We start from the raw sequence: 19524 nt of genomic DNA on the forward strand, positions 1-19524 counted from the left end.
TAGATTTTAGCGAAGTCCAAACTCCAAAATCGTTCGACTGAGCGCAGCCGAAGTCTAAAATCCAAAATTGAATTACAGCCAATCATCCTCATCATCCCAGTTATCTTGGTAGCTGGGACGCTTCTTGGGTGCTGGACGGCTATCATAGGAGGAAGAACGATTGTCCCTACTAGAGTCTCTGCCATTATCCCTGCCATAGTCCCGGTTATAAGAATCCCGTTCCCGATAGGTTTCTCTAGAAGAATCTCGTTCTCGTTCTTTGTCACCAGTGAAAATGTCACGAATGGCACCAAACAAGTCTTCGTCTTCATCCTCAGCATAATACTGACGGACTTCTCGATTTAGCTCATACAGAGCATCTTGCAGGTCTGCGTAAGCTTGGTCAATTCCGCGATCGTCATTTTCTTTTAAACTTTCCCGCAGTTCACGAGAAATATTATCAATGCGTTGACGACGGTTGCGGGCAAATTGCATCCCCATTTCTAAGGCTACTTCCCGCAATTGCCGTTCGGCTTGTAAAATTATTGCTTCGGAACGAGTGCGTTTTTCTACTCGTTCTTTGCGTTCCCGGTCAACTTCGGAGTATTTTTGAGCATCTTGAATCATGCGATTCACTTCCGACTCACTCAAGGTAGAAGCACCTTGAATGGTAATACTTTGTTCGCGTCCAGTAGTGCGATCTAAGGCTGTTACCTGTAAAATACCGTTAGCATCAATATCAAATGATACTTGAACTTGGGGGATACCTCTTGGTGCTGGCGGAATACCATACAGCTTGAACCGTCCTAAAGACTTGTTATTTGTTGCCATTTCCCGCTCACCCTGGACAACGTGGATTTCGACGCTGTTTTGGTTATTTTCAGAAGTGGAAAAAATGTCAGAGCGCCGTACTGGTATAGTCGTGTTGCGGGGAATAAGTTTTTTCATCACACCGCCGATGGTTTCTAATCCCATAGATAGAGGCGTGACATCTAAAAGCAGTACATCCTTGAGTTCACCTGCGAGAATCCCTGCCTGAATAGCTGCACCCACCGCCACCACTTCATCAGGGTTAACGTTTTCGTTGGGTTCAGTTCCAATTAAGTCACGTACTAGCTGTTTCACCATTGGTATCCTTGTGGAACCGCCTACTAGTACAACTTCTTCAATATCTACAGGGGAGAGTCCGGCATCTTTGAGCGCCCTTTTGACAGGGGTTCGCACTCGACTGATTAAGTCACCGCACAAGCCTTCAAATTGCGATCGCGTCATGCGAGTTTCTAGATGTTTGGGACCGTCCTCTGTGGCAGTGATGAAGGGTAAGTTAATATCGGTGACGCTGACGGCGGAAAGTTCTATTTTGGCTTTTTCGGCTGCTTCCATCAAACGTTGCAAAGCTTGGCGATCGCGTCTTAAGTCTAAACCTTCTGCTTCTAAAAATTGGTCTGCTAACCAATCAACTATTTTTTTGTCAAAATCATTACCACCTAACTGGGTATCTCCACTAGTGGATTTAACTTCAAATATGCCGTCACCTACTTCCAGAATCGATACATCAAAAGTCCCACCACCCAAGTCAAAGACTAAGATAGTTTCTGTGTCACCTCGATCTAATCCGTAAGCCAAAGATGCCGCAGTTGGTTCATTGAGAATTCGCAATACCTCTAAACCCGCAATTCTGCCCGCATCACGGGTTGCTTGGCGCTGGGAATCATTAAAATAAGCAGGAACGGTAATTACAGCCCCGGTGACAGGTTCTCCCAAATAGCGACTAGCGTCATCTGCCAATTTCTTGAGGATCATGGCCGAAATTTCTTCTGGGGCAAATTCCTTATTCAGACGGGGACAGGTAACTTTAATACTGCCCATTTCATCTTTGCGGATCGTGTAGGGTACACGTTTAGAATCTGGGTTTAATTCGCCATACTTGCGCCCAATGAAGCGTTTGACTGCAAAAAAGGTATTTTGGGGATTGAGGACGGTTTGTCGTCTTGCCATTTGCCCAACTACCCTTTCACCTTCTTTACTAAAACCAACGACTGAGGGGGTGGTTCGCATTCCTTCTGCATTGGCAATCACCACCGGCTTGCCACCCTCCATCACGGCGACTACTGAGTTGGTTGTACCCAAGTCGATGCCGACTACCTTGCCCATGCGTTACTCTTCTCCTAAGCGTCTTTTATAAATTTATTATTATATGGCTGGACTACCTCTAGCTTGCTGCTAAATGATGAAAACCGCCCAATGGTGTAATTATCATCATTCAATCAAGAATTAGAGAAATTTGAGCTTGAGGCGCTACTTGCTTGCACTAGGATAGCATTTGAAGAGAGAGAACAGGAAACTCTTAACAGGTCATCCGATTTTGTATTTTGGATTGATTTCATGGATAAATCCGGGGGCTTGTAGCATCAAGGAATTATTGGTCAAAATTTTATAGCAGTTCCCATGCTCGTGAGGTACAAAGTTTTCTAGATTTTAGGGAACAGGGAACAGGGAACAGGGAACAGGGAATAAATTGGTGTGTACTTCATTAGACTGGGAAACGCTATATTAATCACTAATTACTACTTTGAATTTAAAACAGCGGTTACAAAATCACCTTCAGCAGATAGCGAGAGAACGCGATCCCTATATGGCGACTGCGGGTCATTTCTTTGTTCAAGAATACATTCGCCAACAATTTGCACAATGGGGAAGTGTGGAAATCCACACCTTCCAAGTAGGGAGTAAAACCTGTAAAAACTTGATTTTGAATTTACCCGCTACAGCGGACAAGCACAAGAGAGATTTAGCACCTATTTTAATTGGCGCTCACTATGATGGCGTACCTGGTACAGTAGCAGCTGATGATAACGCTACAGGTGTGGCAGTTTTATTAGAATTTGCCAGAAGTTTTGCTGGGCAACCAATCAGATATCCTTTGCGACTGGTTGCTTTTGATATGGAAGAATATGGCTTACTGGGTAGTGCTGATTATGCAGCTTTGTTACGTGAACAAAAGCAACATTTACGCCTGATGATATCTTTGGAAATGTTAGGATATCGAGACTTCACTCCTGGTTCTCAAAAATACCCATCGCCTCTAGAACTTTTTTATCCAAATTCTGGTGATTTTATCGCTTTAATTGGCAATTTTCGGACTTTGGCTGATTTAATTAGTCTGAGTAGGAGTATTCGCCAAGTGGGAGTATCTAGTCAGTGGCTACCGACACCAAACCGAGGTTTAATGGTTCCCCAAACTCGACTTAGTGATCATGCACCTTTTTGGGATCAAGGTTATCCAGCGATGATGGTAACGGATACGGCTTTTATGAGGAATCCTCATTATCACAAAGCGAGTGACACTATTGCGACTTTGGATTTAGATTTTCTAACGGGTGTATGTGAGGGTTTGGAAATGGGTATTAGGCAATTATAAGAAATTGGAGGTTAAAAAAGTATATGTTTACGGGACTTTCAGAAGTAGAATATCTGAAAAATCTCTGTGGACAATATGTATTGTCAGAAAAAAAATATCTGTAAATAGGGTTTGCTGTTCGCGGAGCGTGCCGTTAGGCATATAAACCAAAAACCCAGATATATCAACAGTTTCAGGCTGAAAAAAGTAGGAGAAGGTGCAAGAAATAAGCGATAAAATCATCAAAAACCGTTCATTTACCCAGATTTGAGAATATTCTGATCTCCTTCTAATTCTTCCTCCTGACTCCTGACTCCTGACTTCTGACTCCTAGCCCTAACGGAAAGACTTTTTCAGCAAGCCCTAATTAACTTTTTCAGGCATTGCCGAAGAATGATGTTCGATAATTAACCATTTATTTCCAACTTTGCGGTAAACAAATGTATAACGTGCTTGCACTTTATTGACTTGGCCATCTTGAGTTAAATTGAAGGTATAAATACCAGAATTAATTGCGATATTGCAATATATACGAATATTTTCTTCATCAATTTTTCCTACCGGCTTCAGTTTCAGAAATTTCTGAAAGTAATCTTTAATTTCAGCAGGTGTATTACGAACCTGATTAGATACAGTGGGTAACAAAACACCATCTTTAGCGTAATTTCTGGCAACTTTTTTAGGTGTAGGATTCAAGTTCTCTCATCAGTATGAGGGAATACTTTAAAATTTTCATCACCATATATAAAGGAATGATTTTTTAAACAAGTTCTTCATCAAGAGGTCTAAAAATGACAACTACAAACGAAAAACGCAAAATTCGTTATGCTGTTGTTGGTTTAGGTTGGTTTGCTCAACAAGCTGCTTTACCTGCGTTTACTTCTGCCGATAACTCTGAATTAGTTGCTCTAGTTTCCGATGACCCTATAAAACGTGAAGAACTCAGCAAACAGTATGGCATTGAGCATACTTATTCTTATGAGGACTATGAGGAATGTCTGACGAGCGGGTTGATAGATGCTGTTTATATTGCATTACCCAATCACCTACATTGTGAGTATACTGTGCGGGCAGCTAATCAGGTTATTCATGTGCTTTGTGAAAAGCCAATGGCTGTAACGGAACAAGAGTGCGATGCCATGAATAGGGCTGCCAACGACAATGGTATAAAGCTGATGATTGCTTATAGATTACATCTAGAACCCGCAAATTTACAGGCTATAGAAATAGTAAAATCGCACCAAATTGGTGAAGCACGACTTTTCAACTCTGTTTTTTCTCAACAAGTAGAACAAGGCAACATTCGTTTACGAGAAATTACAGGTGGTGGAACACTTTATGATATTGGTATTTACTGCATTAATGCCGCACGCTATTTGTTTCAAGATGAACCAACCGAAGTGTTTGCTGTAGCAGCTACCAAAGGAGAACAACGCTTCAGCGAAGTGGAAGAAATGAGTAGCGTTATCCTGCGTTTTCCTAATGAGCGACTAGCAACATTTACCTGTAGCTTTGGAGCCGCAAAAGTTTCTAATTACCAGGTTGTAGGCACTAAGGGCGATATCCGAGTAGAATCCGCTTACACTTGGCAGGGAGATATTAAGCACTACCTAACTATTGATGGTGAAACTCAGGAACGCACCTTTGAAAGCCATGATCAGTTAGCTGCTGAATTCACATATTTCTCAGATTGCATTCTCCAAAATCGAGATCCAGAGCCATCGGGAATAGAAGGATTGAACGATGTTCATATTATTGAGGCGCTGTACCAATCAATTGAAACAGGTCAGTCTGTGCCAGTAAAAACTTTTGAGCGTGATCAACACCCGACATCGGCTCACACGATTGAGCGTCCTGCTACTGAAGAGAAACCAGAACTAATTCATGCTGCTTCACCGGGCGGTAATTCTTAAAGCAGCCTGATGAGGGCGGTTACGGCATTAAACTGTATCAAAGTTGTACTGAAACCATAATATTATTTATGCGATCGCATGAGTTTTGAATTACTAACCGTCTTATTGAGTGTTTTCACTCATGCAAATCTACCTACTCATCTGGTAGAGATTTTAAAAGGTTAGTGGTGAAAATAAATGCTGGCTAGAGTCTGGAGTGCATCTATTATCGGGATTGACGCTATAAAAGTGGGTGTGGAAGTTGATGTTTCCGGGGGTTTACCGGGAATTGTGATTTTAGGTTTACCAGATTCGGCTATTCAAGAATCTAAAGAACGGGTAAAAGCAACTTTGAAAAATGCGGGTTTTGCTTTTCCCATGCGAAAGATTGTAATTAACCTCACTCCCGCAGATTTACGCAAGGAAGGACCCGCTTTTGATTTACCGATTAGTATGGGCATTTTAGCGGCTTCTGAACAAGTTAATCCTGATTTGTTGGGAGATTTTTTATTTTTGGGGGAAGTTTCTTTAGATGGGAGTTTGCGTCCTGTTGCGGGTGTACTTCCTATTGCTGCAACTGCCCAAAAAATGGGAATTACGGGTTTAGTTGTTCCTGTTGATAATGCTCAAGAAGCTGCGGTGGTGGAAGGATTAGCGGTTTATGGTTGCAGACATATTGCTGATGTGGTGGATTTGTTAAATAATCCAGGACGTTACAAACCTGTAAAGTTGGATGAAACCGGAAATAGGTTAGATGTAGTTTATACAGGCGCAGATTTGCATGATGTCAAAGGACAAGCTCATGCGCGTCGGGCTTTGGAAATTGCGGCTGCTGGCGGACATAATTTAATTTTTGTCGGACCACCTGGCAGCGGAAAGACGATGTTAGCACGTCGTTTACCGGGTATTTTACCACCTTTGGAGTTTTCTGAATCGCTGGAAGTAACGCGGATTCATTCTGTAGCTGGGTTGTTGAAAAATCGTGGTTCTTTGGTGCGCGATCGCCCTTTTCGTAGTCCTCACCATTCGGCATCGGGGCCTTCTCTCGTTGGTGGTGGCACTTTTCCTCGTCCTGGAGAGATATCTTTATCACATCGAGGGATACTTTTTCTCGATGAACTTACGGAGTTTAAAAGAGATGTATTAGAGTTTCTGCGTCAACCTTTGGAAGATGGTTTTGTGACAATTTCCCGAACTAGACAGTCAGTGACGTTTCCTGCACAATTTACATTGGTAGCGAGTACCAATCCTTGTCCTTGTGGTTATTATGGCGATACGATTCAAGAGTGTACTTGTTCCCCTCGTCACCGAGAGCAATATTGGGCTAAGTTATCGGGTCCGTTAATGGATAGAATTGATTTACAAGTGGCTGTGAATCGCTTGAAACCAGAGGAAATCACCCAAGCTGCAACGGGGGAAGGGTCGAAATCTGTAGCACAAAGAGTGAAAACAGCAAGAGAACGGGCTATGATTCGTTTTCAATCAGAAACAAATCTGCGTTGTAATGCCCAAATGCAAAGTAGTCATCTGCAAAAGTGGTGTAATTTAGATGATGCTAGTCGGAATTTATTAGAAGCTGCGATTAGAAAATTGGGTTTATCGGCTAGAGCAAGCGATCGCATTCTCAAGGTAGCACGAACTATTGCAGATTTGGCAGGGGATGATGATCTCAAACCGCAACACGTAGCAGAAGCTATTCAATATCGGACTATTGATAGAATGCAGTAAGTAGGTTGGCGTTTTAAAAATTGTCGTTGGGATAAGGCAGGGGGCAGGGTGCAGGGTGCAGGGGGAGAAAGGGTTTTAGCCTTGTTTACTTTTCTTTACTATGATGTACCTTATAACAAAGGAATCTGCTGTAAAGGAAAAATAGTCGGTTTAAACCGACTTTAGCTATAAGACAGGGAATTTATTCCCTGGATTCTTTGCGGTTGTCTTGTGCGTAAGTCCTAAATATTAATCTAAAAACTCTCCCAAACTCGGCACATTTACCCAACTTCCTGTTTCATGAGATTGATGAGATAAATCCATTAATAATTGCGAATAAACTCCTTCTCGCAAAGATGGTGTAATTTCCTGCTTAGTTTCAATTCCTTTTACCCATTCATCAACAACACGAAGGAATGCACAAATCCGACCATCATTGTAGTGTTGGGGAAATAGTAATTGTTTAGGAATTTCTATTTCTGTTAAAGGTTGACCTGGTTGAAAACTCCAAACCCGAAAACCGTGAATATAATCTTTTTGATTATCGTTACCTAAAATTATTGTACCTTTATCTCCATAGACTTCTACTCGATGAGTTCTTTCTGCATGAACAACTGCACTAATAGCAACTTGGCAAGGTGTGCCATTTGCTAATTCCAGAGATAATAGACAATTATCATCTGTATTTACTGCTTTTAATTCTCCATTGGCTGGGTCAATTCTTTCGGTAATTGCTGTACTCAAATGGGCGTTTAATTTGTGAACTGTTCCAAATAGCCAGTTAATATAATCAAAAGCATGGGAACCTAAAGATCCTAATGCACCACCGCCTTTTTCTTTTGCAGAATACCAATTCCAAGGACGGGAAACATCAGCGCGGGAAGCACCCAACCAATCAATTTTAATTAAGCGGATATTTCCTACATAATTTGAGGAAAGAAGTTGTGCAAAAAATTGCCATGCGGGGATAAAGCGAAATTCAAAATCTACTGTTGCAATTACACCTTTATTTTTTGCTAACTGATATAATTGTTTGGCTTCAGTTGCATTTAAAGTAATAGGTTTTTCTAGTAAGAGATGTTTACCAGCTTCTAAAACTTGTTTAGCCATTTCATAATGTAAAAATGGCGGTGTAGAAATGCTGACTGCTTGAACTTCTGATAAAGCAAGAATTTCTGTTAAGTTATCACTAGCATGGGGAATATTATTCGCTGTAGCAATAGCTTGAGCTTTTTTAATATCTCGATGATAAACAGCGACTATTTCGGTTTTGTGATGTGCTTGAAATGCGGGAATATGTACTTTTTGACCAAATCCAGTCCCGACAATTGCGACCCCAATCATAAGCAGTTAAAATTTTAAGTAAGAGTGCAAAAGATATATAATTAAAACCTGAGAATTTCCCGGTCATAGTTTTCTGGTAAAGGTTCAATTTCCCAAACTATGCCTTCTCCTGGTTCTAAGGCTACATCTACAAATATTGATTGTACCGCAGTTGTGGCTACTGCTTCATTATCGGGGAAAGTTTGTAAATCTTCGGTGAGAAGTCGGAGTTTAAAACCACCGGGTATGGTTGCAGCGATAGTGAGGTTACGCAATTCAAAGCGCCAAGTTTCTTCTGTTTGAGGTATGACTAGTAATTCGTATAGTTGTCCTGCAATTTCTAATTGTCGAAATAAGGTTTGTTGTGGTTGAGTTTCTGTTACACTTCTCGCACTAGCTGCACCCATTTCTAAATTCAATTTTCCCCAACCTATATTTTCAGCAATTTCAGATACACCAGTTTCTAACCATTGTAAAATAGACCATTGTTCTGGTAGTCCTAAACGCTTTTGATATAGGCTTTTTCGCCAACCACCATTTTCAATTAATGCACCCCATAAAGGAAAAGGAATTGCTAACCGGGGGGTGATTATTTCTGGATTTGCTAACCGGGTAATTAGATTTTGGGCTTGTGTTAGTGGTAAATCTGGTAGCGGAGTAATAGCGGTGCGTGTAATTTCGGTTGGACAAAGCTGCAATGTTAATGTTAATACATTGATATCTTGGATTATATCACTCGCATCTAGGGCATAAGTGCGTTCGCTTGCGTCATAACTACCTTTTGTTTTAAGTTGTGCATGGGTACAATAACCCCAAATTTTCACATAACCATCTTCTGGTTCTACTTGTACAGCTAAATAATAATCTCCTCCCCAGTTTGGTATATCTACCCATTCTTGAGGTACGCGGAATTCACTCAAATCAATTGTGTCTTGAGGAACCAAAATTAATTTTTTGGAGTCTACTATGACCGCAGTTCCATTTACAAATTCCCAAAAACTGGATAATGCTGTGGTAGTTGGCCATATCTTTGCTTGTGGTGTCAAATCTTCTTGCAACCATTGTAAGACAGCATTTAAACAAAGTTCATTAATATAAGCTTGATAGCGTGAATATGAGTTAGAAAAAGATTGATTGGGAAAACTCGCTTGCTGTCGGTTAGGAATTTCTAAAATTAAATCTGTCGGGTTCTCAAAGGTTAGCATGATTGGGAATTTGGGATTAAATGAATACGGATTTAATAAACCGCGTTCGCGTAGCGTCCCGTAGGGATAGACGCGAAGGAAGAAGGAAGAAGGAAGAAGGAAGAAGGAAGAAGATATGTAATCTTAAATTAACTGGGAATTTGAAATCAAGAGGAAAACACCAAAAGACTTTTACTTCTGACTCCTGACTCCTGACTCCTGAATTCTGCTGTAATAATTTTGTAGCCATTCTTCCATTAATATACTCATATTTTTGAGTAGGTCTGAAGTGATGGAAATATGCAGGGTGTCTCGACTCCAGTTAGCTAAAGATTTTAATAAACTTTCTTGTGCTTTTTTCAGTCGTCGAGAAACGGTATATTGCTGCATTTCTAGGTGTTTGGCAATTTTGTCTTGGGTTAGCTGCTGATGGTAATATAATTGCAATATTTGCTGTAATTGTGGTTCTATTTCGGATATTGTTGTTATTAAGACTTGATTGATTTCGCTTTGCTGGTTATTTCTGGTTGCTGCTTCTTCTTGGGCGATAATTTCGTTAACTAAAGACTCTTGTTGTAACCCCGGAAGATTATCTAACCACTCTAAAGAATCATCTCCACCTTTGGGTGTGTTGAGAGAATTGTGTGTGGGATAAAGATATTTGCGGACAGCTTTAGCAGTATTCAGCAGCCATTTTTCCAGAGTTTGGGGATTTACCTGTTGACTGCTTTGAGAATTATAACTTTTAGCGATCGCATTCCAAGTGGCTAAATCTGGGGGAGGAAGTTGACGAGACGTACCTGTGGGAGAGGGAACATAGCACGTTTTGAAGCATTCCCAAGCCAGTGCATAACCATTCACCTCAGCGGGAGATAAACCAGCAGTTTCTAAAGACTCCAGCAACCGCTTTTTCGTGATTTTCCGCAATAATCCCCAATCTGTGCAGATATCAACTTCATGACGTTGACGCAAAGTCTCTCGAATAGAATTACTAAAAATCGTAGTTGCGTAATTTTTGAGACTAAAGCTTTGATTTGGGTTAAAACCTTGGAAAATTTTCTCAACTTGGGAAATAGCAATTTGAAAGCAGTCTGACAGTTGATACTGCGTACTAGCAAAACTTGTAACTGTTTTTTGGGATACCCAATAACAAGATTCCTGTAAGTAAGCGGTGAGATGTTCTTTCGCTAAGGGCTGAGTTTCTGTAACCTGCCAAAACTTATACCAATATAATGCCCAGAACGATTCTGACGTTTCTTGGGGTGTGCGGTTGAGACAACTTTGCATACTGCGCCGCAGTTTTGATTCTACCGCCCAATGGTCAAAGCGATCGCTACTAAATTGCACAAAAGTTGAAAAAATTTCAATTATGTCTTTTCGAGATTGCATAAAAAATAATTACTCTACCTATAACAACAGTGAAGGCGTTGATAAAGCTTTCACAAACAAACTTTACTACAACAAAAGATAACTATGTTTCGCCAAACAATAAAATCTTTAACAATTGGGACTATAACTGCCCTCACTGCTACAACTAGCACTTTAGCACAAGTACCAACATTGCAAAATTTACACATAGTTCAAAAATCCAGCTTTACCTGTGAACCTCATCTTCGTACTTACATTGTCAAACCATTAGATAACCGTCAAGGTTTTGGTATTCGCTGCGTTAAATTTAGTGGAGGTAAATCAGGTAACACTATTCCCCGATTAGCATGGTATGGCGAAGGTAATTGGGGTGGTGCAAAATATCGTCATCTCGGACAAGCAATTTATAGAGGTTCTAATCTTTTTGGTTTTGCCTCAGATATTCATGGTAATGGCGAAGATATCAACAATAATTTTCCCGGAAATCTCCAAATTAAAGTCATAAGTTTCTCAACAATTCGTGTTACTGGTGCATGGAATGAAGAATGGCAATTAGTTAAATCTACTCATTACAAACCTTTGCCAAAACCAACCACTTGTGGTGGATATTTAGATGAATACAAAGTTTCTGACTTGAATGGAAATCGTCAAGGTGAAGGTTTGCGTTGCGTTCTTCGTGTCGGACCGAAAAATACAACCTGGTTTGGTAATGGTAATTGGGGAGGAACAACTTATTCCCATCTTGGAACCCGTTCCTTAAATGGTTACGGTGCAAGTGATATTTGTGCTGCTGGTTTTGGTCCGATTTGCAACACTTTTAATTATGGTTCTTTGAAATTAAATCCTGTAAATGGTGGTTTTAATGTTACGGGTGCTTGGAGTGAAAAGTGGCGTTAATTAATTCATCCAATTTGGGATTTTGGATTGTGAAAAATTTAATTTAATGGATTTAGTCATTTCATCTTTTTCATTGTAGATAAACACAAATAATGGAAAGTTACTAAAATGTTAAAACGTTCTTTAAATATTACGGTTGCTAGTTTAGCTTTAGCTACTGCTTTAGTTAGTCCTGCTATTGCTGCACCAGGGGATTTTGTGGGTACTTGGGTAAACAAAGATGCCAATACTCGCGGCATTACTCGCTTAGTAATTACTTCTGCTGGTAACAATACATTAAACATTCAAGTATTCGGTCAATGTCATCCTACAGACTGTGACTGGGGAACTAAAAAATTAGTCACCTATGGACTCAATGTCCAAGACAATAATCATACCTACGCAACAGCAAATTATAATCAAAGTTTTGCCAACTCTCTATTAACCTTTAGTTACGGTAGCAAACAAATTATGTTGCAAGGTTACACCCAATTTATTGATAATAGCGGACGGCAAAATTATTACTCACGCGATTACTTTCAAAGGCAAAATAAAGTTCAACTTCCTGTAGATATTCGCAAGTTTCCTATTATCCCAAATAGATAAGTAGGTTGGCGTTAAAAATTGTCGTTATGACAAGGGAACAGGGAACAGAGAAGAGGTTTTGGGCAACTTTACTTTTCGTTACATATTTCGGTTTTTTTCCGTTCACCTACTTAATTTCTCATCTATAACAACGGAGTTAATTTGATCATGTATCCAATTAAATCTAAAATGCAAATTTAAGTTTGCTATTAGAGGATGTTTGAAAAGTATTTTTGGGAATATCAAAGCCTCTCTCCCAGAAGAGGTTTTGGGCAACTTTAGGTTTTGGGCAACTTTACTTTTCGTTACATATTTCGGTTTTTTTCCGTTCACCTACTTAATTTCTCATCTATAACAACGGAGTTAATTTGATCATGTATCCAATTAAATCTAAAATGCAAATTTAAGTTTGCTATTAGAGGATGTTTGAAAAGTATTTTTGGGAATATCAAAGCCTCTCTCCCTGTGGGGGAGAGGTTTGGAGAGGGGTTTCTAGTAGACTTTGCAACTTTTCAAAAATCCTCTTAGCATCATAGCGCTAACTGCGAATTTTAAGGCACAAGTCTATATTCTTCTACATCACCCTTAAAAACAAACCAAGTAAAAATAGAATCACCACCCTCTTGAGGTTTCAACTTATCCTTAAAAGTAACTTTCCAATGATCACCGCCATAATAATTAGCACTTTTAGGATCACTAGAACCCCTATCAACAGTTGTGGCAAAATATGTCTGACCTGCTCGTGCTAAGAATGTAGGATCACTTTTTTTCAAGTCTTTAAATTGTTTTGTGCTTTGCTTAAAAGTAGTAGTACCAATATTATCCTTGATTCTTAAAATGCTAGTCATTGATGCATCTCCTGTAATTGTTGGTTAAACCTGGCATACTCTAGTGATTGATTTTCACAATCAACTAATAATATTATAGCTAGATTACTTGAAATTTCACTTACATTAAAAATGTTAATATGACATTTTTTTGGAACAATGGTAGAATTGATGTATATTCATCTTCTAGTTTATATTCTATAAATTTCATTTTCTAACATTGCTCTTTAAAATTATTCTTCTTGTCAGGTGAAAATCTTTGAATTGCTTCTATTAACTCTTGACTGGATTTTTGTCTATTAACCATTAATCTAGGAATTTTATAATTGTCTTGTAAACAACTATAGTTTAGTAACTTATCATTATATAGATATGCAGATAAATAATACTTATTGACATACTCAAGCACCTGTTTATTATAAGCACCATAGGGATAAGCAAGATGAGATGCTACTTTTTGTTCTGGATCTAAATCTTCTGTACATTTTCTTAGTTTAATCCTAGCTAGTAATAGTTCTCTTACAATTTCCTGCTCAGAAATTTCTGTCAAATTTTTATGATTATCTCCATGAGATTGAATATCAAAAAAACCTTTTTGCAAACCCACTCTTAAGTCCTGACATCCTAAGTGAGTTGAACTCATATTATCCTCATTTGCTAATGTACCTGGATTCACAAATAAAACCACCTTAACTTTTTTGCCATATTTCTTTTCCAGTTTAGATAAAATAGGTAATAAATTTGTGTATACTGTTTTATAGCTATCATCAAATGTCAACATAATAGCGTTCTTGTTACGATACTCATACGGTACTTCTCTAGATTTAGTGAGAAAAAAATCATATAAATCTTGGCTAGTTAAAAACCAATAATCTTGAACTATCAAATACTCTAATAATTTTTCTAGCTCTTTTTCTTTATAGTCCATATCTAATTTTTTGAATTGACGAATATTCCTTTGAGAAACTATGCGGTGAAATCCCAAAATAGGTATTGTCGGTGGATTATAACCAGGATTGAGTAAAGGAAACATCATTGCCATTAATAGGAACACACTGATAGGAAAGGAGTTATTTTTTGAAGAGTTACTATTTTGATCATGATTATTTTCAGTCATTTTAAATTTGTTACCTATTTGTAAAAATGTGTGGTGATTTTGAAACCAAAAGATTACCATATATAATACAATATTAAACTTAAAAGTAAACTTCTACGTAGTAGGTTGGGTTGACGCAAGGAAACCCAACAGTATCAAGATTTTGTTGGGTTGCGCTGTCGCTTAACCCAACCTACAATTTTTATCAAATCTTAATTTAATATGTGTCCACGCGGTGTTGCTACCAGTCAATCAAATCAAGTTCAAAAAACAATCACTGCTAAACTGTGGTTGTTGCTAGTGGGAGTGAACCAATATCAAGATCAACAACTTCCTTCTTTACGTTATTCTGCTGTTGATTGTCAGGGATTAGCTGAAGCTTTGACTAGTGCAACACAGCAGCAATTTTCCCAAACAGAAGTGGTAATTTTACATGATTTTACTCAACAATTGCCACTTTTAGCAACCGTTACTGCTAGCCTTAAAAAAATTACTACTACTGCTCAACCACTAGATACAATTCTCTGTTATTTTTCTGGTCATGGGATCATAAATCCTGAGACGCAGGAAGCATTTTTATGTTTAGCAGATACCCACAAAGACAACATCCAAAATACAGGGTTAGCGGTTAAAGAACTATTACAAATATTAGGTAGTAGTCAAGCAGAAAATCAGTTGATTTGGCTTGATGCTTGTCATAGCGGTGGAATGACACTGAGAGGAGTAAATCCGACACCGCAATTAGTGGAAATATTACAACAACGTGCAGCCAAAAGTAAAGGTTTTTATGCCTTACTTTCTTGTGATAGCAATCAGCAATCTTGGGAATTTAGCGAACTAGGACATGGAGTATTTACTTATTATTTAATAGAAGCTTTAAAAGGCAAGTCTGCAAATGCACAAGGGCTGATTTCTGCTGATGGAATTTACAATTACGTTTTTCACCAAACTTTACAATATATAGATAAAATTAATCAGCAATTACGGTTAATTAATCAGCAAAAAAGAGGCAAAGGAGAAACTCAGCTTTTTAGTGAATATCCACTGCAAACGCCGAAGCGAATTGTGGAAAGTGTGGGAGAATTAATTTTAGGAAGAATTCCCGAAATTCCTGCATCTTATCCTGCCCGAACCGCGTTAGTGATTGAAGGAAGTAGTCACTCGCAAATGACATTATATTTTAGTAAAATTTTAGCTAGTGCTGGTAATTTTGAATTACAGTATTTACCTCGTGCAGTAACTATAACATCTCAAGATGTGCAAACAGAAATTCAAGAATTTTTAAATTCAACCAGTGAACAGCAGCGCACAGCTTTATTATATTTGCGGGGACGATTAGAGAAAACTTCCACAGGTGAAGCAGCATTAATTTTATTAAAAGAAATATGCTTGAGTCGTTCTTGGTTACGTCAACAATTACGCCATTCTCAAGTTACTCAACAAATCATTATTTTAGATTGTCCAGAAACTGCTATTTCTGCTATTCAAGAATGGGTAGAAGATTTGCAAATCGGCACTACAAAAGGACAATGTATCATCGCTGCAAACTCTCCTAAAAATAATTCTGAACAATTCACTGAAGCGCTAATTACTACTTTAAAATCAGCATCTCAACCTGCTGGTTTATCGGTAGCTGGTTGGATTACTCAATTACAAGTATATCTAGCTGGATCTATAAATTTGCAAATTTGGCTTTCAGGTACACAGGGAGTAATAGAAATAATTCCTGCAATTAGTGGTACAAGCACTCACAAAACAGGATTAGATTTAAAAATTTGTCCTTATCGAGGTTTACGCGCTTTTGGTGAAGAAGACGCACAATTTTTTTATGGCAGGGAATCCTTAACTCAACAATTAATTAATGAGTTAGCACATAAATCATTTTTAGCAGTAGTTGGTGCTTCTGGTAGTGGTAAATCTTCTGTAGTTCAAGCTGGATTAATTGCTAAATTGCGCTTGGGAAAACAACTACCAGGAAGTGATGATTGGTTAATAAAAAGTTTGCGTCCTGGTTCACGTCCATTACAAACTTTATCTCAAAAACTTGCCAATGTGAAGACTACGGAAAATGAAAGTTTTAATTCTCCTCATCTTTTATTAGAAGGAGTTTTATATCAAGGTGTAGAAGGTTTTGTTTATTGGTTACGCAATCGCATAGAACCAATTATAGTTTTAGTGATTGACCAATTTGAAGAATTATTTACTCTCGCACCCAGTGAAGATAGAAACCGATTTTTAGAATTGATTTTAGGAGCGTTAAAATATGCCCCGGATAGATTTAAATTAGTAATTACCTTACGTGCTGATTTTATCGCCCCTTGTTTGGAAGTTGCAGAATTAGCTAATTTATTACAAAATTCTAGTGTTTTAGTTACACCAAAATTGAGTGATGATGATTATCGTCGTGTGATTGTTAATCCAGCAGAACAAGTGGGTTTAAAAGTAGAAACTGGACTGGTAGAAATTTTGTTACAAGAGTTAAATCATTCAGCAGGAGATTTACCGTTATTAGAATTTGTTTTAGAACAGTTGTGGGAATTTCGCCAAGAAGGTGAGTTAACTTTAAAGGCTTATCAGCAGCAAGTAGCAGGAATTAAAGGTGCGTTGGAGAAGAAAGCACAAGCAGTTTATGAAAGTTTAGATCAGCCAGCGCAAGAATGTACCCGGTGGATTTTTCTTTCATTAACGCAATTGGGGGAAGGGACAGAAGATACTAGACGCAGAGTTTTAAAATCTGAGTTGGTGGTAAAGAAATATCCTGAAGAATTGATAGAAAGAACTCTACAAGTTTTAACTACAGCGAAGTTGGTAGTGGTGAATTTAGAGGAGGAAATAGGAACTGTCAAAGGTACGGAAATACAACCACTTCCCCCAACTGGTTTGGTGACAATTGAAGTAGTCCATGAAATTTTAATCCGTCATTGGTCAACTTTGCGCTGGTGGTTAGAGGAAAATCGTAGTAAACTGCGATCGCAACGCCAAATTGAACAAGCAGCAAGTTTATGGAAACATCACCACGAACAAGCTGATTTTTTATTGCAAGGTATCCGTTTAGCAGAAGCTGAAGAAATTTATATTAAATACACTGATGAATTATCAGCAGATATTCAAAACTTTATTGCTGCTTGTTTAGAAGCTAGAGAAAAACAACAACTTGAGCAAAAAAAGCGACTTAGACAAGCACAAATTGCTGTAGCTATTATGAGTATTTTGGGTATTTCTGCTAGTGTCTTAGGTGGTTTTGCCTATTTCCAAAAACAAACAGCCCAGTTTCGAGAAATTTCCGCTTTAAATTCTTCATCAGCAGCATTATTACTATCTAATCAACAATTAGAGTCTGTAATTGCTAGTGTGAAAGCTGGAAGAGAATTTAAACAAGTTTTTGCACCGGGGAAGGATATTCAACTAGCAACTGTAGCAACTTTGCAACAAGCTATTCAGCAAACTCAAGAAGTCAATCGTTTACAAGGTCATAGTCAACAAGTCAATGCAATTAAGTTTAGTCCCAATGGTAAAATATTGGCTTCTGCAAGTGATGACAGAACAGTAAAAATTTGGGATTTTCAAGGAAAGTTAATTACAACTATTACAGAATTTGAAAATAGAATTACAGCCATTGATTTTAGTCCCAATGGTAAAATATTGGCTGTTAGTGCAGGTAATAATATCAAAATCTACACGCTTGATGGTAAGTTAATTTATGATTTAGTTGGACACAAGGATAATATTACTGATATTAACTTTAGTCATAATGGTAAATTTATTGTTTCTAGTAGTTTAGATAAGACAATAAACTTATGGCGCATTGATGGTACTTTAATCAAGACATGGAATGCTGATAATGGCTGGGTAAATACCGTTAGTTTTAGTCCTGATGATCAAATTATTGCTTCCGGTGGTGAAGATAATTTAGTGAAAATTTGGAAAACTGAAGATGGTAAATTAATTAAAACTTTATCTGGACATCAATCACGTATTACTAAAGTTAAATTTAGCAAGAATGGTAAATTTATCGCTTCTGCTAGTGGTGATAAAACTATTAAACTGTGGAATTATAAAGGTGAATTATTACAAACTTTAGCAGAACACAGCGAACAAATAAACAGTATCAACTTTAGTCCAAATAATCAAATAATCGCTTCTGCATCTGCTGATAATACTATTAAACTTTGGCGTTTAGATGGTAGTTTATTAACTACTTTGAAAGGTCATGGAGAACAAGTTAGAGATGTGAGTTTTAGCCCAGATGGTAAATTTGTCGCTTCTGCAAGTGCTGATAAAACTATTAAATTATGGCAAGTAACAGTTAATCCACCTCAATTAGAGGATATTAATAGTGTAGCTATTAGTAAAGATAAAATATTTGCTGCTGGTTGGGATGGAAAAGTTAGCATTCGGCAAAAAAATCAGCTTACTAAATTTCAAGCACATAAAGATATTATCAATGCTTTAACTTTTAGTCCTGATGATCAAATATTAGTAACAGCAAGTGCTGATAAAAGTATTAAAATTTGGAATTCTCAAAACTATCAACTCCTGAAAACAATCACAGGACATCAAAACCGAGTTACAAGTATTAGCATTAGTCCAGATAATCAAATGCTTGCTTCTGGTAGCGCTGATAAAACCATTAAACTTTGGCGTTTAACAGATGGTAAATTATTAAAAACTTTCACAAGACATACTGATGAAGTGACAAGTGTTGATTTTAGTCCTGAGAGTCAAATCATAGCTTCTGGAAGTTCCGATAATACAGTAAAACTTTGGCGAATAAATGGTACTTTAGTTAAAGATTTTACAGGACATGGTTTAGCTATTTCATCCGTGAAATTTAGTCCTGATGGAAAAATTATTGCGTCTGCTAGTTGGGATAATAATATCAAACTTTGGAATGTAAATACAGGGGAATTAATTCATACTCTCACAGGACATAATGACGGAGTAACTAGTCTCAGTTTCACTACTGATAGTCAGATTTTAGCTTCTGGAAGTGCTGACCATACTATCAAATTATGGAACGTAAAAACGGGTACTTTAATCAACACATTATTAGGATATGCAAATCAAGTTAACAGCGTTAGTTTCAGTCCTGACAGCAAAATTTTGATAAGTGGTGGTAAAAATGCTGGGGTGATGTTGTGGGATTTGGATTTAGATTATTTACTGAAAAAGGGGTGTGCAGAAATAACAAACTATCTGCAAAATAATCGCAATGTGAGAGAAGATGAACGTCATATTTGCAATTAATTTAGGACTTACGCAAAAACTCTGCTAAAGTCTACGGTTT

The 19524-nt window shown here is 37.9% G+C and carries 13 protein-coding genes; 6 read left to right on the top strand and 7 right to left on the bottom strand.

Translation table 11 applies throughout. The features are described from left to right. Window positions 1-72: 72 nt before the first annotated feature. Window positions 73-2133, bottom strand: a complete 2061-nt coding sequence (gene dnaK / locus A9Y75_RS18770; protein ID WP_071191067.1) for a molecular chaperone DnaK — start codon at window positions 2131-2133, stop codon at window positions 73-75. 418 nt (window positions 2134-2551) lie between these two features. Between dnaK and A9Y75_RS18775 the strand changes: the two genes are divergently transcribed. Then, on the top strand, window positions 2552-3400 hold the full coding sequence (locus tag A9Y75_RS18775) for a M28 family peptidase (RefSeq protein ID WP_071191068.1): 849 nt from the start codon (window positions 2552-2554) through the stop codon (window positions 3398-3400). 342 nt (window positions 3401-3742) lie between these two features. Here A9Y75_RS18775 and A9Y75_RS18780 read toward each other — a convergent pair whose 3' ends face one another. After that, on the bottom strand, window positions 3743-4075 hold the full coding sequence (locus A9Y75_RS18780; RefSeq protein WP_083389667.1) for an SgcJ/EcaC family oxidoreductase: 333 nt from the start codon (window positions 4073-4075) through the stop codon (window positions 3743-3745). A gap of 95 nt (window positions 4076-4170) precedes the next feature. Here A9Y75_RS18780 and A9Y75_RS18785 point away from each other — a divergent pair, with 95 nt between their 5' ends. Together A9Y75_RS18785 and A9Y75_RS18790 are read left to right on the top strand one after the other, a co-directional pair. Next, window positions 4171-5292, top strand: a complete 1122-nt coding sequence (locus tag A9Y75_RS18785) for a Gfo/Idh/MocA family oxidoreductase (RefSeq protein ID WP_071191069.1) — start codon at window positions 4171-4173, stop codon at window positions 5290-5292. Window positions 5293-5469: 177 nt separating this feature from the next. Next, entirely contained in the window at window positions 5470-6999 is a 1530-nt protein-coding gene (locus A9Y75_RS18790; protein ID WP_071191070.1) for a YifB family Mg chelatase-like AAA ATPase, read from the top strand. A 228-nt stretch (window positions 7000-7227) separates the two neighbouring features. Here A9Y75_RS18790 and A9Y75_RS18795 read toward each other — a convergent pair whose 3' ends face one another. The 3 genes from A9Y75_RS18795 to A9Y75_RS18805 all read right to left on the bottom strand — a co-directional run bounded on the left by A9Y75_RS18795 (window position 7228) and on the right by A9Y75_RS18805 (window position 10874). Continuing rightward, window positions 7228-8322, bottom strand: a complete 1095-nt coding sequence (locus A9Y75_RS18795) for a Gfo/Idh/MocA family oxidoreductase (protein WP_071191071.1) — start codon at window positions 8320-8322, stop codon at window positions 7228-7230. A 41-nt stretch (window positions 8323-8363) separates the two neighbouring features. Beyond that, on the bottom strand, window positions 8364-9506 hold the full coding sequence (locus A9Y75_RS18800) for a DUF1822 family protein (protein ID WP_071191072.1): 1143 nt from the start codon (window positions 9504-9506) through the stop codon (window positions 8364-8366). A gap of 171 nt (window positions 9507-9677) precedes the next feature. After that, window positions 9678-10874: a sigma-70 family RNA polymerase sigma factor gene (locus tag A9Y75_RS18805; protein ID WP_071191073.1), complete on the bottom strand. Its 1197-nt coding sequence runs from the start codon at window positions 10872-10874 to the stop codon at window positions 9678-9680. 84 nt (window positions 10875-10958) lie between these two features. Between A9Y75_RS18805 and A9Y75_RS18810 the strand changes: the two genes are divergently transcribed. Both A9Y75_RS18810 and A9Y75_RS18815 read left to right on the top strand, forming a co-directional pair. Further along, window positions 10959-11750, top strand: a complete 792-nt coding sequence (locus tag A9Y75_RS18810; RefSeq protein ID WP_071191074.1) for a hypothetical protein — start codon at window positions 10959-10961, stop codon at window positions 11748-11750. Between the two features lie 108 nt (window positions 11751-11858). Continuing rightward, on the top strand, window positions 11859-12335 hold the full coding sequence (locus A9Y75_RS18815; RefSeq protein ID WP_071191075.1) for a hypothetical protein: 477 nt from the start codon (window positions 11859-11861) through the stop codon (window positions 12333-12335). Between the two features lie 530 nt (window positions 12336-12865). Here A9Y75_RS18815 and A9Y75_RS18825 read toward each other — a convergent pair. Together A9Y75_RS18825 and A9Y75_RS18830 are read right to left on the bottom strand one after the other, a co-directional pair. Beyond that, window positions 12866-13162, bottom strand: coding sequence for a hypothetical protein (locus tag A9Y75_RS18825; RefSeq protein ID WP_071191077.1), 297 nt, complete (start codon window positions 13160-13162; stop codon window positions 12866-12868). A gap of 193 nt (window positions 13163-13355) precedes the next feature. Continuing rightward, complete coding sequence (locus A9Y75_RS18830; protein ID WP_071191230.1) at window positions 13356-14258, bottom strand: polysaccharide deacetylase family protein; 903 nt, start codon at window positions 14256-14258, stop codon at window positions 13356-13358. A gap of 201 nt (window positions 14259-14459) precedes the next feature. Here A9Y75_RS18830 and A9Y75_RS18835 point away from each other — a divergent pair, with 201 nt between their 5' ends. Then, entirely contained in the window at window positions 14460-19484 is a 5025-nt protein-coding gene (locus A9Y75_RS18835) for a caspase family protein (protein WP_071191078.1), read from the top strand. Window positions 19485-19524 lie beyond the last annotated feature (40 nt).

Source organism: Trichormus sp. NMC-1 (genome assembly GCF_001858025.1).
Lineage (GTDB): Bacteria > Cyanobacteriota > Cyanobacteriia > Cyanobacteriales > Nostocaceae > Anabaena.

Excerpts from the sequence above, each read along its gene's own strand:
- dnaK (WP_071191067.1), bottom strand. The coding sequence starts at position 2,133 with ATGGGCAAGGTAGTCGGCATCGACTTGGGTACAACCAACTCAGTAGTC.
- A9Y75_RS18785 (WP_071191069.1), top strand. The coding sequence starts at position 4,171 with ATGACAACTACAAACGAAAAACGCAAAATTCGTTATGCTGTTGTTGGT.
- A9Y75_RS18790 (WP_071191070.1), top strand. The coding sequence starts at position 5,470 with ATGCTGGCTAGAGTCTGGAGTGCATCTATTATCGGGATTGACGCTATA.
- A9Y75_RS18795 (WP_071191071.1), bottom strand. The coding sequence starts at position 8,322 with ATGATTGGGGTCGCAATTGTCGGGACTGGATTTGGTCAAAAAGTACAT.
- A9Y75_RS18800 (WP_071191072.1), bottom strand. The coding sequence starts at position 9,506 with ATGCTAACCTTTGAGAACCCGACAGATTTAATTTTAGAAATTCCTAAC.
- A9Y75_RS18805 (WP_071191073.1), bottom strand. The coding sequence starts at position 10,874 with ATGCAATCTCGAAAAGACATAATTGAAATTTTTTCAACTTTTGTGCAA.
- A9Y75_RS18810 (WP_071191074.1), top strand. The coding sequence starts at position 10,959 with ATGTTTCGCCAAACAATAAAATCTTTAACAATTGGGACTATAACTGCC.
- A9Y75_RS18815 (WP_071191075.1), top strand. The coding sequence starts at position 11,859 with ATGTTAAAACGTTCTTTAAATATTACGGTTGCTAGTTTAGCTTTAGCT.
- A9Y75_RS18825 (WP_071191077.1), bottom strand. The coding sequence starts at position 13,162 with ATGACTAGCATTTTAAGAATCAAGGATAATATTGGTACTACTACTTTT.
- A9Y75_RS18830 (WP_071191230.1), bottom strand. The coding sequence starts at position 14,258 with ATGACTGAAAATAATCATGATCAAAATAGTAACTCTTCAAAAAATAAC.
- A9Y75_RS18835 (WP_071191078.1), top strand. The coding sequence starts at position 14,460 with ATGTGTCCACGCGGTGTTGCTACCAGTCAATCAAATCAAGTTCAAAAA.